The 15,257-nt window shown below is 39.0% G+C and carries 12 protein-coding genes; all 12 read left to right on the forward strand.

The genetic code is table 11. The features are described from left to right. Window positions 1-7: 7 nt before the first annotated feature. A complete protein-coding gene (locus tag FW768_RS00905) occupies window positions 8-3,877 on the forward strand; it encodes a hypothetical protein (RefSeq protein ID WP_153391535.1) in 3,870 nt (1,289 codons plus the stop codon). An 18-nt stretch (window positions 3,878-3,895) separates the two neighbouring features. Beyond that, the gene (locus FW768_RS00910; protein ID WP_153391537.1) at window positions 3,896-4,426 is read left to right on the forward strand and encodes a hypothetical protein; all 531 of its coding nucleotides are present in this window, start codon (window positions 3,896-3,898) and stop codon (window positions 4,424-4,426) included. A 144-nt stretch (window positions 4,427-4,570) separates the two neighbouring features. Then, on the forward strand, window positions 4,571-4,996 hold the full coding sequence (locus FW768_RS00915) for a transposase (protein WP_153391539.1): 426 nt from the start codon (window positions 4,571-4,573) through the stop codon (window positions 4,994-4,996). Window positions 4,997-5,001: 5 nt separating this feature from the next. Continuing rightward, window positions 5,002-5,331, forward strand: coding sequence for a helix-turn-helix domain-containing protein (locus tag FW768_RS00920; protein ID WP_153391541.1), 330 nt, complete (start codon window positions 5,002-5,004; stop codon window positions 5,329-5,331). Window positions 5,332-5,432: 101 nt separating this feature from the next. Beyond that, window positions 5,433-6,293 (forward strand): DUF4240 domain-containing protein, encoded by an 861-nt coding sequence (locus FW768_RS00925; protein WP_153391543.1) that lies wholly within the window; start codon window positions 5,433-5,435, stop codon window positions 6,291-6,293. 8 nt (window positions 6,294-6,301) lie between these two features. Beyond that, window positions 6,302-6,790, forward strand: a complete 489-nt coding sequence (locus tag FW768_RS00930; RefSeq protein WP_153391545.1) for a hypothetical protein — start codon at window positions 6,302-6,304, stop codon at window positions 6,788-6,790. 115 nt (window positions 6,791-6,905) lie between these two features. Further along, window positions 6,906-8,072, forward strand: coding sequence for a cytochrome-c peroxidase (locus FW768_RS00935; RefSeq protein WP_153391547.1), 1,167 nt, complete (start codon window positions 6,906-6,908; stop codon window positions 8,070-8,072). Window positions 8,073-8,332: 260 nt separating this feature from the next. After that, entirely contained in the window at window positions 8,333-9,121 is a 789-nt protein-coding gene (locus tag FW768_RS00940) for an SDR family oxidoreductase (protein WP_153391549.1), read from the forward strand. Window positions 9,122-9,188: 67 nt separating this feature from the next. After that, the gene (locus FW768_RS00945; protein ID WP_310001557.1) at window positions 9,189-9,746 is read left to right on the forward strand and encodes a helix-turn-helix domain-containing protein; all 558 of its coding nucleotides are present in this window, start codon (window positions 9,189-9,191) and stop codon (window positions 9,744-9,746) included. Between the two features lie 270 nt (window positions 9,747-10,016). Further along, complete coding sequence (locus FW768_RS00950) at window positions 10,017-13,502, forward strand: glycosyltransferase family 117 protein (protein WP_153391551.1); 3,486 nt, start codon at window positions 10,017-10,019, stop codon at window positions 13,500-13,502. Window positions 13,503-13,704: 202 nt separating this feature from the next. Further along, window positions 13,705-14,619 (forward strand): bestrophin family protein, encoded by a 915-nt coding sequence (locus FW768_RS00955; protein ID WP_153391553.1) that lies wholly within the window; start codon window positions 13,705-13,707, stop codon window positions 14,617-14,619. A gap of 28 nt (window positions 14,620-14,647) precedes the next feature. Beyond that, window positions 14,648-15,193, forward strand: a complete 546-nt coding sequence (locus FW768_RS00960; RefSeq protein WP_153391555.1) for a DUF488 domain-containing protein — start codon at window positions 14,648-14,650, stop codon at window positions 15,191-15,193. The last annotated feature ends 64 nt before the right edge of the window (window positions 15,194-15,257 follow it).

Raw genomic sequence — 15,257 nt, forward strand, 5'->3', positions numbered from 1 at the left:
AAAGCTGATGAATAAAAAAATTTTATTTCTCTTTTCACTACTGCTTGCAAGTATAGCCTACAGCCAATGCAGTGATAATATTTTTAACTGGGTACAGACCCAGAAAGATGATCCTAACCGGGGAGGCTTTGGATTTAATTACGGAAGTGATCCATATGTTTTATCTGACGATGATGCAGGAGGAACTACTATTGCTAAAGGATTTTTTGCTGCTCCATATACCGGAGTGAGTATAACTACCAATAAGCTGGAATTTGATATTGCATTTGACGATTATAATGACGGTTTAACAACTGAACTCTGGGTAAATGGCGTTAAATATATGAACATGGTCATTCCCCGGGATAATGATCCTACTCCTTATCATATTGCAGATTATAATGACAGAACGGTGTATGCCCCTGCAACCGCTTTTGGAGGTGCAATGATCAATGGCCAGCCTTCTGTACAGATCCGGGAGTCTAAACGGGATGCTCCGGCAACTCCTACAGGCTGGGTGAAAAATCATATTGTTTTAACTTTCCCATCTTCGCTCACTATAACTTCCGGAAGTATTGAAATAAGAAACTACTATCCTTATCTTACCGGGACCTCCAATGCCAGATCTCAAGGAGATTACAGATACTATATAAAATTGGCGGGCTGCGTCACAGATTCTGATAATGATGGCATTCCTGATGACGTAGATCTTGATGATGATAATGATGGAATACTGGATGCAGAAGAATCTCCGGAATGTTTTTACAACGTTTTTGAGGCTCATAGAATTGCTTCAGTCAGATCATCTTTCTATGGTTCCGGAACAAATCCTTCAGTTGGGAATGATATCGCATTATTATACAATGACAATACAGATGATGGAGCTGCTGCTTTTACTTTTGCAGCTGGCCAGACAATAACACCGGGTACACCGGTTTTTACAATAGAGTATCCTACATCAGTAGTATTAAGCTCTTTAACTGTTGTTCAAAGTAATTATGGCATGACGTCAACAACGATATACGGAAAATTGTATGGTTCAAACGATGGAGTCACTTACACGGTACTTACTGTAGGGAATGGCCTTAGTCTTGCTACCGGGCCCCGGTCATTTGCTATTTCCTCACAAATTCCATATAAGTATTACCAGATAAGATATATGGGTACAACAGCCGCCGGCAACTCTTCTAACGGAACAGTCGGAACAGCAAGGATTCATGAAATTACTTCGATAATATCAACCTCAGTTCCTTATAATGCTTCGGCTCATCCCAAACCTGGATCCTGCCATGCAGATGCTGACGGAGACGGTATTCCTAATCATTTAGATCTGGATTCTGATGGAGACGGCTGCTCTGATGCGTATGAAGGAGGTGCAGCCACCAATAAAAATGTTTCAGTAATTCCAGGGCCATACGGCAGTAATGGATTGGCAGATTCATTGGAAGCAAATTTAGATAATGGCGTAGTGAAATATACTTCTACCTATCATAAATATGCTCTTCTTGCTAATCAGAAATTATGTCTGGATACAGATAATGACGGTGTTCCGGATCCCATCGATATTGATGATGATAATGATGGAGTGCTGGATACAGATGAAGGAAACTTTTGTGGTAAACTTGACAGAAACATAAGGGTAGGTTATTTAAATCTGGGAGCAGGAAGCAGCGGATTGGCAACAGATCTCTTATATAATTTAAAGAATTTTGGAATCTATGGTACTTTTAATAAAGTAAGAGGAGTAACTTTAATTCCTTATGCCTCGGCAGCGGCAGTTACTGAAGCAGGTTTACTGGCAGATAATATTGATGTTTTCTTTGTAGGTTCTACAGCTGAAGATAATAATAACGCTACCGGTACTTCATCAACCAATAAAGTTCCGACGTCTGTAAATACAATATTGGTCAATTGGGCAAAAAACCATAATAAAGGAATTTTTGCAATACAGAATAATGCAATAGATTATGGATATAAAACAACACCTAATAATACAAATCCTAATACACCTTCAGGAACAATGGGTAAAAGTGTATATACAGACGGATATTGGCCCACACCTACACTATTGCAGTCAGGAAGTGTTCAGATGACTATAATGTCTGCCTCAAGAACATTCGATATTCTAATGACAGACGCTAATCTAAGACCCGTTGTAGTGGCAGATAGGGAATATAATTTAGTTATTTTTCCTGATGCCACCATATACAATGATAATTCCGGAATGACTACTCCGGCTAACAATGATCAAAAGGCTATCGCAGATACCTGGGCTTATATATTTGATAAATATTTGCATACTCAATGTACATTTCTTGACACGGATGGAGATGGAATACCCAATCATTTGGATTTAGATTCAGATGGGGACGGGTGCAGCGATGCGCTTGAAGCAGGAGCAACAGGAAATACATCCCCAAACTTTTCTTTTGCTGCCCAGGCCGGTACATCAACAGACATTAATAGCGATGGATTGGCAGATATTGTTGATGCAAATCTGAATAGTATACCTGATTTTTTGAGTTTTTATGATCCCAATGCACTGGACAGTACCATCAACCAGTGTAAAGACAGTGATGGCGATGGAATAGTAGACAGTATTGATCTTGATGATGATAATGACGGAATACTGGATACAGATGAAGGACTGAGCTGCAATTCATTGAACAGAAATTTAAGAATTGGCTATCTGGACACCACCTTAGGTAAATATGGTCTGATGATGAATATGCTGAATAATCCTTTGAACTTCAGTGAAACAGGGGTTTATAATAAATTTCCGGGAATCACTTTTGTTCCGTACGCTACGCAGGATGCCATTACTGAAGCCCAGTTATTGGCAGATAAAATAGATGTATTTTATACAGGATCTTCTGCCAATGAAACGCAGACTTCATCTGATAAATTATTGACAGCAACCAATAAACGTATTTTTTCATGGTCAGTAAACCATGATAAAGGAGTAATAGCTCTTCAGAATAATGCAACAGATTTTGGGTATATACTATCCAATGTAAGCACCAACCCTTCAATACCATATGGGCCTACAGGTGAAGCTGTATTTACCAATGGATATTGGCCGGTAACTACTTTTAATATGTCGGGCTCAGTACAAATGACAATTAATTCCACAGAGAGAAATTATATCTCTATTATGGCAGATGCAGCCGGGAAGGCCACATTTGTAAGAGACAGAGAAGCTAAAATAGTTTTAATACCGGATGCTACAATTTTTATAGACAATCAGTCTGTTGCTGCGATAGATACCAATGCTACATTAAAAGTGGCTGCAGATGTATGGGCCTTTGCCTTTGATACTTTTTTACAGGGAAAATGCTTTACTCAGGATACCGACGGAGATGGAATTCCGGATCATCTTGACCTTGATTCTGATAATGACGGATGCCTTGATGCCTTAGAAGGAGATCAGAATATAACCAATTCACAATTGATGGATGCGGGAGGAGCCCTAACGGTTGGGACAGGTTCTTCAGCTCTCAATAAGAATTTATGTAAGGATGGAACCTGTGTTGATCAGTATGGTATTCCTACAATAGTGGGAACAGCAGGACAGGGGATAGGGACCTCTCAGAACGGCTCAGTTCAGTCAGGGTGCGAAGGATTTTGTACAAAGCCAGGAAACTTTACAATGGCAGGTACTCCCACCAGACTCGGTATTACCAAACACAATAAATTGGGCGATTGGCCGGGAAGTATTCCAAACGGTTTCGTTGCTCTGGAATCTAATACGAAAGGACTGGTGATCACCAGAGTTCAGAATTCTTCTATGATCAGTGAACCTAAAGAAGGAATGATTGTTTATGACATTCAGGATAAATGTGTAAAACTGTACAATGGTACGATCTGGAAATGCATTGAAAGAAGTTGTAATGACTAATAATTAATATTGAATACAATGAAAAAAATAATATACAGCATCCTGTTTTGTTCGTTAGCTGTTTTTGCTTCAGGCCAGGTTGCCATAGGAAAAGAAAGCGTTAATGGTACAGCCACCATTTTAGATTTTAATAATACAGCCGGAAATACCAATGGCATTATACTTTCTGCCGTGAATAATCTTTCCGGGGCTTTATCTTCAGCTCCACCAGAGAATAATGGAACTTTTCTCTTTGATAAAAGCGATAAAAAGGTAAAAATGTATGAAAACGGAGTCTGGATTGAACTGAGCGATTCAGGAAACGATTCACAGATCATAACAAATACAAGTGCAGAATCCGGGGGTAACCAGGGCGTGATTATCGGGGCATCAACTAGCAATGCCAGGGGAGTATTGGTTCTGGAGGCACAAAGTAAAGCACTGATCCTTCCCCAGATCAATACCCCTCATACAGCAGTAAAAGGTCCTTATCCGGGAATGATGTGCTATGATACTGCGAGTAAATCATTGGCTGTATTTGACGGTTCCAGCTGGAATTACTGGAAATAGAAAGTCAGAATCTGGTATTTATTCAGATTGACCTTTTAATGAGGAAAGAGATATAATACCATACAATATAAAACACAAGTTATATATATAATTCCGTCCTGTCGGAGGCTGGCTTCCGGCAGGACTTTTAATATAAAAATACAGATGAATTTCAAAAATATCCATATAGGAAATATGATTCAGAATGCGGTTAAAGAAAGTGGTCTGGAGCTTTTCAGAATCTGTAATTTCTTTCAATGCACAGAGCAGGAAATAGAAGCAATGTATGGCTCGGAAAGTATAGATACCCATCTGCTGCTGAAATGGAGCAAGTTTCTGGAATATGATTTCTTCAGAACCTATTCCCAGCATCTTATTTTGTATTCACCACCTTCCCGGAAAATGAAAAAAGGAACAACAAAAGAAGTGACAGGCCTGCCGCAATTCCGGAAGACCATTTATACACAGGAAGTCATCGATTTTGTCCTTGAACAGATTCGTTCTGAAAATATGACCAGAAAAGAAGTCATGGAGCGCTATGCAATTCCTAAAACAACACTTTTCAAATGGATTGAAAAATATAACCGATAAAAACAATGAAAAAATACAGACAGCCCAACTTTAAGCAGATTTATACCGATATTCTCTTTAAAAAATATCCGGAAAAATATAACGCATGTGAAGGATTATTATTGAAAAAAGAGCTTCTGGCATTAGATGTAATGAAAATCAATACCCTTATTTTCGGAATATCTGAAAAGAACAGCCAGAGATACCGTTCCTATAAAGAATCTGATATCATTTGTATGCTTGAATATCAGAAAAAAAACAAACTGAACAATACCCAGCTGGCCGTCCATTTTAAGCTGAGCAGAAATACCGTAGCTAAATGGAAAAAAATCTTTCTGTATAACACAGAAGTATGAGAAAGAAAATAAAGGGGAAAGCGTATTTCCCCTTTATTTTTTGTAGTTTAGTTTTTCTGAAAAATAGATTTTTCACCATTTGTCACATTTTACAAAGCTTTATGAAAAGAAACTTCATCAATCAGGAGGAACTCTCGGATAAATTCTGGAATATTGAATATACAGGAACTACACAAACGATAACATTCGGAAAAACCGGAACAAAAGGACGTGAAACCGTCAAAGAATTTGCTGATGAAAAAGAATGCACTCGGGAATCTGAAAAACTGATCAGCCAGAAAATAAAAAAAGGCTATACTGAAATTCAGGAAAACGATGAAATACCTCAGAAAAAAGAACTTTCGGAACAGGAGAAAGCAGATATTTATTTCTGGGAAGCCATCGAAAAATCAAATAAATACAAAAAAGCCCATTGGAGCGAATATGATATAGATGAGCATGTAGAAAACCTGACATCCTATCTCTCTAAATTCGGGAAAGAAAGATTGATTCTTTTCGAAAAAACACTTCAGGAAAAACTAAGTGTGCTCTACACTGCAGAAATTGCAGAACTTTCCTTTATCCTTGAAGGTAACTTTAGACTGGAAAACGGAACCTATGTTTTTGATGGTTATCTTTCCGATGACGGCTTCATCTATTTCCGATGCTGGCTGCTGTTGAAAGGAAAAGAATTCTTTGAAGATATTACAAAAGATATTCAGTCATTCGTAAACGGAAAATACAGCTTTGATATTGGTGATTGCTGGGGTGAAGAACTTCTGTATGTATCAGACCGGGCCTATTCTGAAAATCATGACAATAAAGACGAATCAGAAATAAGAGATACTGTAGATGAATTGTATCCCGGCAATCACTACGACAGTATGGACAGGAAGATGAACCGTGAGCCGAAAAGCGGAGCAGGTTTGCAGAAGATGTATCCGAAACTGGTAAAAGAGATTGGTGACCTGAGGAACTCATAAAGCCTGATATGACCATGTTTACCATACCGGAAGTTTCTGAAGCAGAAGCAGATATTCTGAAAGAAAAGAGAAATCCGCAGAACTTTCCAAAAACAATAACATTTCCTTTTTCTGAACAATATAAAAATCTAGTAACACCCATCAGAACCATTGAAATTGCCTCAGAAACGATCCTGTATAACGCTGTGGAAGCCGTTTCTGAAAACAAGGAATCTGAGTGGAAAGACTATTGGTGTTTTGCCGGAAACGGACAGGGCGACCGTTGGTTTTTGAATAAAGAGAATTCCATTTTTTTCTATGATCATGATGCGTCCGATGAACTTCTGCCCATGGAAATAAACTTTGGGCAGTGGCTTCAGATGGCTTATATAATCCACCAGCTGGATGACTGTTATGATGAATACGAAATTATTCCGCAACTCATAAAAGAGACTTTTTATAAAACATTGAACAATATCGGCCCCGGATTAGGAGAACGTTATCCGTTTACAGTATAAAAGAGTGTATGATGTTTAAAAACAGTTCAAAATAACCATCACAGAACGAATATCATTTCGTAATAATAAAAGTATTGGCGAAGAATAGTTATTTTTGCCAAAATCCTGTTTTATAATGAAGAATGCCATAAGCTGGATATTGATTGTATTTCTCACGGTTTCTCTTTTGCAGAACTGTTTAAATACCCGTGTTCAGAAAGAATTCCGGCAGAAGTCTTCATTTCTCGCGGAATTGAGGATATTATATTCCTCAGGAAACCCTTCAAAATGGCCAAAACCAATCCTTGATCCCGATGCGGCTCCTTATTTTACTGAAATAGGGCATTTACCGGAAGTCGGCTTTCCGGAAGACAATCCATACTCCGAAGATAAAGCATTGCTGGGCAAGACCCTTTTTTTTGATCCACGGCTTTCCCGGTCCAACCAGATTGCCTGCGCCTCATGCCATGATCCGGAACTGGGTTGGGGAGATAACAGAACTTTTTCTTTCGGACATGACCGGCAGCTGGGTATCCGGAATGCAATAACCATTATGAACTCCGCTTATGCCCAACCTTTATTCTGGGACGGAAGAGCGTCATCATTGGAAGAACAGTCCCATATGCCGATTCAGGATGAACGGGAAATGGGTGAGCATATTGATATTGCCGCAGGAAAAATTGCAAAAATCAATGGCTACGGAATATTGTTTGAAAAAGCTTTCGGTGATAAGACAGTAACCAAAGACCGTATAGCCAAAGCGATAGCCACTTTTGAAAGAACGGTTAAAAGCGGAACCGCAAAATTTGACCTTTTCATCAGTGGAAAAGCCGATGCCTACTCTGATGACGAACTTATGGGGCTGCATCTTTTCCGTACCAAGGCGCAGTGTATGAACTGCCACAACTCAGGATATTTCTCCAATAACAGGTTTGAAAATGTAGGAACCGCTCTGTTGGGGGAAACAGGAGAAGATTTGGGGCGTTATCTGGTGACTAAAAAGCCGGAAGATGCAGGGAAGTTTCGTGTGCCGGGTCTTCGTGAGACCGCAAGAACCGGACCCTGGATGCATAACGGTTCCATGACAAGCCTTACGGAAGTCATACAGTTCTACAGCAAAGGAAACCCGGAATATGCACAAAAACGCTCAACCATTCATGAAGGAGTTACTCTGAATTCTGAAAAATCAACTTTTGTAAGATTACTGGATCTTACTGATGAAGAAATCTCACAATTGGAAGCTTTTCTACGCACACTGACCACAAAAACAGAAAGAGTAGCACCTCCCGTTTTGCCAAAATAAAAAAGCTAGTTAAGCTAATCCGGAAATCAAAATAAATCCGGGATTAGATTGAGCCTTAATTCTACTATTTAGCCTATTAAAAATCATTGATTTTTCCTCTTAATCAATCTTAAAAGCTGAATCCCCTTAATGGTTTAAAAAACAACTGAAATTGATATATTCAGAATTGAAATCAACGATGGAAATAATTTACATCCTTCACCTTCAAGCTCCCGTCGTCAAAACTTTTCGTAACTTTATCCATATACAATCATTTCACTATGAATATCAGTCTTTCATCAAAAAATGCTTTAGTAGGAGCTGCCACCCAGGGAATTGGCGCCGGAATTGCCCTTGAGTTGGCCAAATGCGGAGCCAATGTTACCATCATGGCACGAAATGAAACCAAACTAAAGGATATTACAGCCTCACTTCCTGTTGTTAGTCCCGATCAGAAGCATCAGTATCTCGTTGCTGATTTTTCTGATTTTGAGAAATACAGAGAAATCATTGCCGGATATTTTCAGAATCATGCTGTAGATATTCTTGTGAACAATACCAATGGTCCGGAGCCGGGTTTTGCCTTAGAAAAAGAAACCAATGATTACCAGAAAGCATTTGACCTGCTTTTTAAAACGGTATGCGAAACAACACTATTGGCTTTACCTCATATGATCAGGCAGAAAAACGGACGGATCATCAATGTGTCTTCACTTTCCGTGAAAGCTCCTATTGGAAACTTAGCCCTTTCCAATTCTATCCGTTCAGCAGTGATCGCCTGGGCAAAAACCTTATCCAACGAAGTGGCACAGCACAACATTACCATCAATAATATTCTCACCGGCTATTTCGATACGGAAAGAATCCAAAACCTGATTCACCACGAAGCTCAGCAGACAGGACTTCCTGTTGAAGAAATTCTAAAAAACCGGGAAAATAAAATCCCGATGAAAAGACTGGGACAGCCGGAAGAATACGGACATCTGGCAGCTTTTCTTGCATCAGAATATGCGTCTTATCTTACCGGAGCCAGCATACCTTTAGACGGAGGACTGAACAATACCTATTAGAAAAAACAGCGAAATTTCTTTAAAATCCTGTACTTTCGCAAATGACATGAATTAAACTCATAACCGGATGAAAATGAACAACAGGGTTAAGATTCTGAGAGAACAGCAAAACCTTACCCAGACTGAGCTTGCCGAAAAATCTGGACTCTCTTTAAGAACTATTCAGAGAATTGAAGCCGGAAATATACCCAAAGGTTTTACCCTGAAAGCCATTGCGCAATCTTTGGAAGTGACGCCTGAAGACATTATTCCTGATACAGATGAAGAAACAAAAAAAGTGACAACAGATAGGGCAAAAATGATTAATTTATCCGCTTTATCAGGGTTGATTATACCATTCGGAGGAGTTATTTTCCCTTTGATTTTAACCTACAGAACGAAAGATCAGGAAAATAAAAAACTGGGAAAAGAGATTGCAGGAGTACAGATTATTCTGTCTGTTATTCTGTCTGTATTAATGATATTAAGTCCATTTGTTCAAAAAGGGTTGACGATGAGATTTCCTCTTTTTCTTCCCATTTTAATAAGTTTTATGGGTCTTAAATTATGGATTATATTCAAAAACGGAAACAGCCTGAATCAGAAAAATGCCCTTGATATTAAACTGAAAATTGATTTTTTGTAGCACTTATGGTAAGGAATAAATAGAATTTATGTTTTTTTCTAATGAATGATTTGCATTCCATTTTAATCAACTCTATGTAATATTCTGCAGCTCCCGGATGTCTTTAAAATAAGAAAACAGAAATTTACTTTCCGGGATAAAATGATAATCATTGATTTTGGAATTCTGTTAAATAAACGGCTGAAAAAATAAAATTACATTTTTGACTAAAACCATGTAATGATCTGTTACGGCTAGTTGTCTTAATAAGTATTGGAATTAAATATTTATATGAAAAACTGGTCTTTTAAAAAATGGAACACCATTTTAGGATGGGTGGTCTTTATCATTGCATTAATTACATATACCTCTACCATTGAGCATTCGCTCAGCTTTTGGGACTGCGGGGAATATATCTCTTCTGCGGTAAAACTTGAAGTAACGCATGCTCCCGGAGCGGCATTATTCCAGATTGTGGGGGCTGTGGCCAGCATTTTTGCGATGGGGAACGTAGAAAACTATGCTGTGGTCATCAACACCATGTCCGCGGTATTCAGTGCATTTACCATTCTTTTCCTGTTCTGGACCATTACCCATTTTGTAAGAAGATTGCTGAACAAAGATTTTGATGAAATAGCAAAACATCAGGAAATCTCCATTCTTTTTGCCGGAGCTATAGGAGCTTTGTGTTTTACTTTCTCGGATACATTCTGGTTTTCAGCAGTGGAGGGAGAGGTATATGCCATGGCGTCTATGTTTATTGCTTTATTGGTTTGGCTGATCACGAAATGGGAAAATGATTATCAGGCAGCCGACAATGAGCGGTGGATCATCCTTATTTTCTTTATTATTGGCCTTTCTGTAGGAGTTCATATGATGTGTATGCTGGCGATTCCTGCTGTTTGTCTGGTCTATTACGCCAGAAATTATACGTTTTCCTGGAAAAACTTCATCTGGGCGAATCTGATTACTCTGGGAATTCTGATTATTGTTTTCAAAATTATCTTCCCTTTGATCATGACGATGTTCGGAAATCTGGAAATCTTCTTTGTGAATGGGATGGGACTTCCTTTCCATTCAGGGACCATTGCCGCATTTATTTTAATGACAGCAGCATGTTATTTCCTGATTAAATATGCAAGGAAAGCAAAAAGAAAAGTTTACCAGGCCATTGTACTGTCAGTGGTTTATATGATCATCGGTTTCTCATGCTGGATGGTGATCCCCATCAGAGCAAACGCCAATCCTCCAATGAACCTTAACGATCCTGATACGGCGATCGGAATGCGGGATTATTACAACAGAGAGCAGTACGGAGATTGGCCGACAATTTATGGACAGAATTATACCGCTTTCCTTGATGCCAAAGGAATGGAGAAAAACGAAGACGGAAGCTATAAAATAGATAAAACCGGAGATATGTATGAAAAGGATGAAAAAACCGGAACCTACAGGAAAACGGGTGAGCGCTTCAATTACGTATTCAACAAATCTCATATCAGCTTTATGCCGAGGATGTTTAAAGAAGATAAAGAGATCATGGAAAACTATATCGCGTTATATGGGGCTCCGGATTTTACCTTCAACTATGACAATGAAGATGTTGCAGATAATCCTCAGGCCAAACAAATTTTTGATGAGCTGAGAGCCAAATATGAAGATAAAACCATCACGGCAGCAGATTATTTAAAAGTAAAACCCTATGATTTGATCAATGTACAGAGACCATCACTGGCTCAGAATCTTGATTATTTCATTTCCTTCCAGAACGGATATTACTTTGCCAGATACCTGATGTGGAATTTTGTAGGAAGACAAAATGATCTGCAGGGACACAAGGAAATCACCAACGGAAACTGGATCTCAGGAATTCCGTTTATTGACAATGCTTTAGTTGGAAATCAGGATAAAATGCCTGCGAAATTTAAAAATGAAAGCACGGTAAAATTCTTTTTTCTTCCGTTAATTTTAGGATTGATTGGTTTCTTTTTCCAGCTGAACAGAGACTTTGGAAGATTTTATGCCCTTCTTTCCCTGTTTATTCTGACAAGTGTAGGAATTGTTTTCTATACAGGGGTAAAACCGTTTGAAGTAAGGGAAAGAGATTATGCGATGGTAGGTTCGTTCTATGCTTTTGCCATCTGGATCGGATTGGGGGCTGGAGCTATTTTATGGTTTCTTCAATCTAAAATAAAATCCAACGGAGCCAATATTGTTTTAGGAGCTGTTTTATTAGGAATACCTTTCATGATGGGATTCCAGAATTACACGTCACATGACCGTAGTAAAAAAACGGCAGCTTATGATTCTGCATATTCCTTTCTCAGATCTTTACCAAAAAATGATATTATTTTTATTTACGGGGATAATGATACCTTTCCGGTATGGGCCATCCAGGAAACAGAAAGATTCAGGGATGATGTGAAAACCGTCAACTTTACCCTGCTGGCCACCCCATGGAATATTGATCAGGTAAGGAGAAGAACCTACAATGCAGCAGGAATTCCAACCCAGCTGACACATGATGAATACAGAGACGGAGTAAATGACCAGATTTATCTGATGAAAAAAGAAGACTGGGAAGGATTTTTCTCCATGCTGAAAGAGCAAGGGGCTCCGGATACGGAATTCCAGGCCTTCAGAAAATACCTTACACAGGACTCCATTACCCTGAAGGAAGCGATTGAATTTATCAGACTAAAATCTCCTGAAAAAGATGAGCTTCTGAAAATGTACTTCGGGGAAGAAAAATATGAAAAATATAATATCCTTCCGGTTAATAAGTTTATCCTTCCGGTAAACAAAGAAAATGCTGTAAAAGCAGGAATTATTACGCAGGCAGATCTTCCGGATACCGTGAATCAGATTATGATTTCCTACAAAGCCAATACACTTTATAAAAGCAATCTGATGATGCTTGATCTTTTGGCCACTTTTGATTGGAAACGTCCGATTAACTTCTCTTCAGGCGGAGTTTATGAAAGCGAAAATATTTTCTATCTCGATGAATACCTTCAGTTTGACGGGTTCAGCTACAGACTGGTTCCTATCCATACAAAACAGACACCGGATGGAGATTTAGGCAGAGTAGATGCAAATTCTCTTTACAACGTGGTGAAAAACTTTAAGTGGGGCAATTTTAAAGATCTTAGTATTTATTATGATGAATCGGCTACTTCAAACATCATGAGCTACAGAACATCGGCTAGTAGAGCTGCTTCGGCATTGGCTTTAAGCGGACAAAAAACTAAGGCAATTGAAATTCTTGATCTTGCTGCAAGAGAAATCCCGGCAGAAAAATACAATGATCCGCGGTCATTAAGCGCGATGGTCACTGGATATATCGTGGCCGGACAGGAACAGAAAGGTCTTCAGCTGGCGGAAATCCTTAAAAAAGGAATCTTTAAAGAATATGATTATTACCTAAGCTTAGATCCTGCTGATCAAAGGTATGTGAAAAGGCAGATGAGAACGAAACCAATGGAATATTCTCTTGTGGTTTCTGCGGTTACAGATGCTTACAAAAAGATCGGTCAGAACGAAAAAGCCTATGCTTATCTGGTAAAATCAATTGAACCTATCGATAAAAAGTTCAATGTTTTCATCAAAGAACTTCAGCAGATGGGGAAAGAAAAAGCGATGAAAGAATCTGAAAATGTACAGAAAATAACTCCTTTCTACCAGTATTTATTTGATGTGATGGAACCTTTCGATTCTACGTATTCCAAAGAAAAAGAAGAACAGATCACCAAAGCACTTATCAAAGCAACTCAGTAATTTTTCAATAAAAAGATCCTGTTTTTGCAGGAGAAGCAGAGCCTTCTGGTCAATGACCGGAAGGTTTTGTGATATCTGGTGGCCATTAATGTGATTTAAGACAGAAAATATGTCTTTAAATGAAGCCTTTTACAGCCATATTATTGAGTAAACCACCGGAAATCCGTATTATTGTAAGAGTTTAAGGTATACCCCTGAAATTATGATTATAAGAAAAAAAGAACACTGGTTCAGAATGCTTTTTGTATGGCATGGTTCGGTACTTCCAGGGCTGCTGCCCAGGCTGGGGCTTCTTTTTATTTTATCTTTGGTAGTGGTGTATTTCCACGGAACTATTTTAGATTTCAAAATACCGCTTAATCCGGCACCGCTTACTCTGTTTGGGTTTGTGCTGGCTCTTTTTCTGGGATTCCGGAACAATGCAAGCTATGAAAGATTCTGGGAAGGAAGGAAACTTTGGGGAGCTTTGCTCAATATCGCGAGAGCGCTGACACGTCAGGCACTCACATTAGGAAAAAAGGCAGATCCTGCTGCTGTTGAAGACTTTCTGAATTTACTCAGCTCCTTTTTATATGCCCTGAAGCATCAGCTGAGAGGTTCTGATCCTCATGAAGACCTGCAAAAGAGGCTTCATCCTGAACAACTGAAAATCGTTGAAAACGCAAAGTATAAACCTATCGTACTGATGAGGTTATTGGCAGAATGGGTAGAAAGGGCCAGGGAAGAAGGACGAATAGATTCTATCCAGCAGGGACGGTTTGATGAAAATTTAGACCGGTTGGCGGATGTTGTAGGCGGATGTGAGAGGATTTTGTCTACCCCTATCCCGTACAGTTATCGCGTGTTGCTTCACCGTACGGTTTATATTTATTGTTTTCTTTTGCCATTTGGTCTGGTAGACAGCTTAGGATGGTTTACTCCGCTTATCGTTGTATTTGTAGCCTATACTTTTGTTGCTTTTGAAGCCATTGCGGATGAGATTGAAGAACCTTTCGGAACCGAAGACAATGATCTTGCATTAAACAGTATGTGCGAAATGATCGAAAGTACCATACATGAACTGGCCGGAAAACATCTTGAAACCATATCCAGACCTGTAAATAATATTATCAACTAAATTGTGACGCTGTTGTCGCGTATTTCAGATGCAGTCTCAAAACCCTCATATCATTTATACCATAGGCCATTCTACCCGAAGCATGGAAGATTTCCTTGCCCTGCTGAAAGAATTCGGGATTGAGTTATTGGTGGATATAAGACGATTTCCGGGTTCAAAAAAGTATCCATGGTTTGATAAAGAAAACCTTGAAAAAGAGCTTCAGGAAAATGGCATCATTTATATTCATATGGAAAGCCTTGGCGGGAGACGAAAAGTACAGCCTGATTCACCAAATGACCGCTGGCGGAATGATTCTTTCAGAGGCTATGCGGACTATATGGAAACCGATGAGTTTAAAACTGCGGTCCGGAAATTAGAAGATACAGCATCAGAAAAAACTACAGCGTATATGTGTTCAGAAGCCGTTTGGTGGAGCTGCCATCGGTCTATGATTTCAGATTACCTGAAAGCCGCAGGATGGAAAGTCCACCACATTATGAATCACGGGAAAACAGAAGAACATCCTTATACTTCGGCCGCCCGTATTGTGGATGGACAGGTCTGCTATTCGGATGAAAATTTATTCAGTTAAACCATAAAAATACCAACCAGTGATAACGGAATTTAAAATTGGTGATCAAGTAAGCTGGAACTCA

Origin of the sequence: Chryseobacterium vaccae, from assembly GCF_009602705.1 — a bacterium.
Lineage (GTDB): Bacteria > Bacteroidota > Bacteroidia > Flavobacteriales > Weeksellaceae > Chryseobacterium > Chryseobacterium vaccae.

Coding starts and splice junctions, on each gene's coding strand:
- FW768_RS00905 (WP_153391535.1), top strand. CDS start 8: ATGAATAAAAAAATTTTATTTCTCTTTTCACTACTGCTTGCAAGTATA.
- FW768_RS00910 (WP_153391537.1), top strand. CDS start 3,896: ATGAAAAAAATAATATACAGCATCCTGTTTTGTTCGTTAGCTGTTTTT.
- FW768_RS00915 (WP_153391539.1), top strand. CDS start 4,571: ATGAATTTCAAAAATATCCATATAGGAAATATGATTCAGAATGCGGTT.
- FW768_RS00920 (WP_153391541.1), top strand. CDS start 5,002: ATGAAAAAATACAGACAGCCCAACTTTAAGCAGATTTATACCGATATT.
- FW768_RS00925 (WP_153391543.1), top strand. CDS start 5,433: ATGAAAAGAAACTTCATCAATCAGGAGGAACTCTCGGATAAATTCTGG.
- FW768_RS00930 (WP_153391545.1), top strand. CDS start 6,302: ATGACCATGTTTACCATACCGGAAGTTTCTGAAGCAGAAGCAGATATT.
- FW768_RS00935 (WP_153391547.1), top strand. CDS start 6,906: ATGAAGAATGCCATAAGCTGGATATTGATTGTATTTCTCACGGTTTCT.
- FW768_RS00940 (WP_153391549.1), top strand. CDS start 8,333: ATGAATATCAGTCTTTCATCAAAAAATGCTTTAGTAGGAGCTGCCACC.
- FW768_RS00945 (WP_310001557.1), top strand. CDS start 9,189: ATGAAAATGAACAACAGGGTTAAGATTCTGAGAGAACAGCAAAACCTT.
- FW768_RS00950 (WP_153391551.1), top strand. CDS start 10,017: ATGAAAAACTGGTCTTTTAAAAAATGGAACACCATTTTAGGATGGGTG.
- FW768_RS00955 (WP_153391553.1), top strand. CDS start 13,705: ATGATTATAAGAAAAAAAGAACACTGGTTCAGAATGCTTTTTGTATGG.
- FW768_RS00960 (WP_153391555.1), top strand. CDS start 14,648: ATGCAGTCTCAAAACCCTCATATCATTTATACCATAGGCCATTCTACC.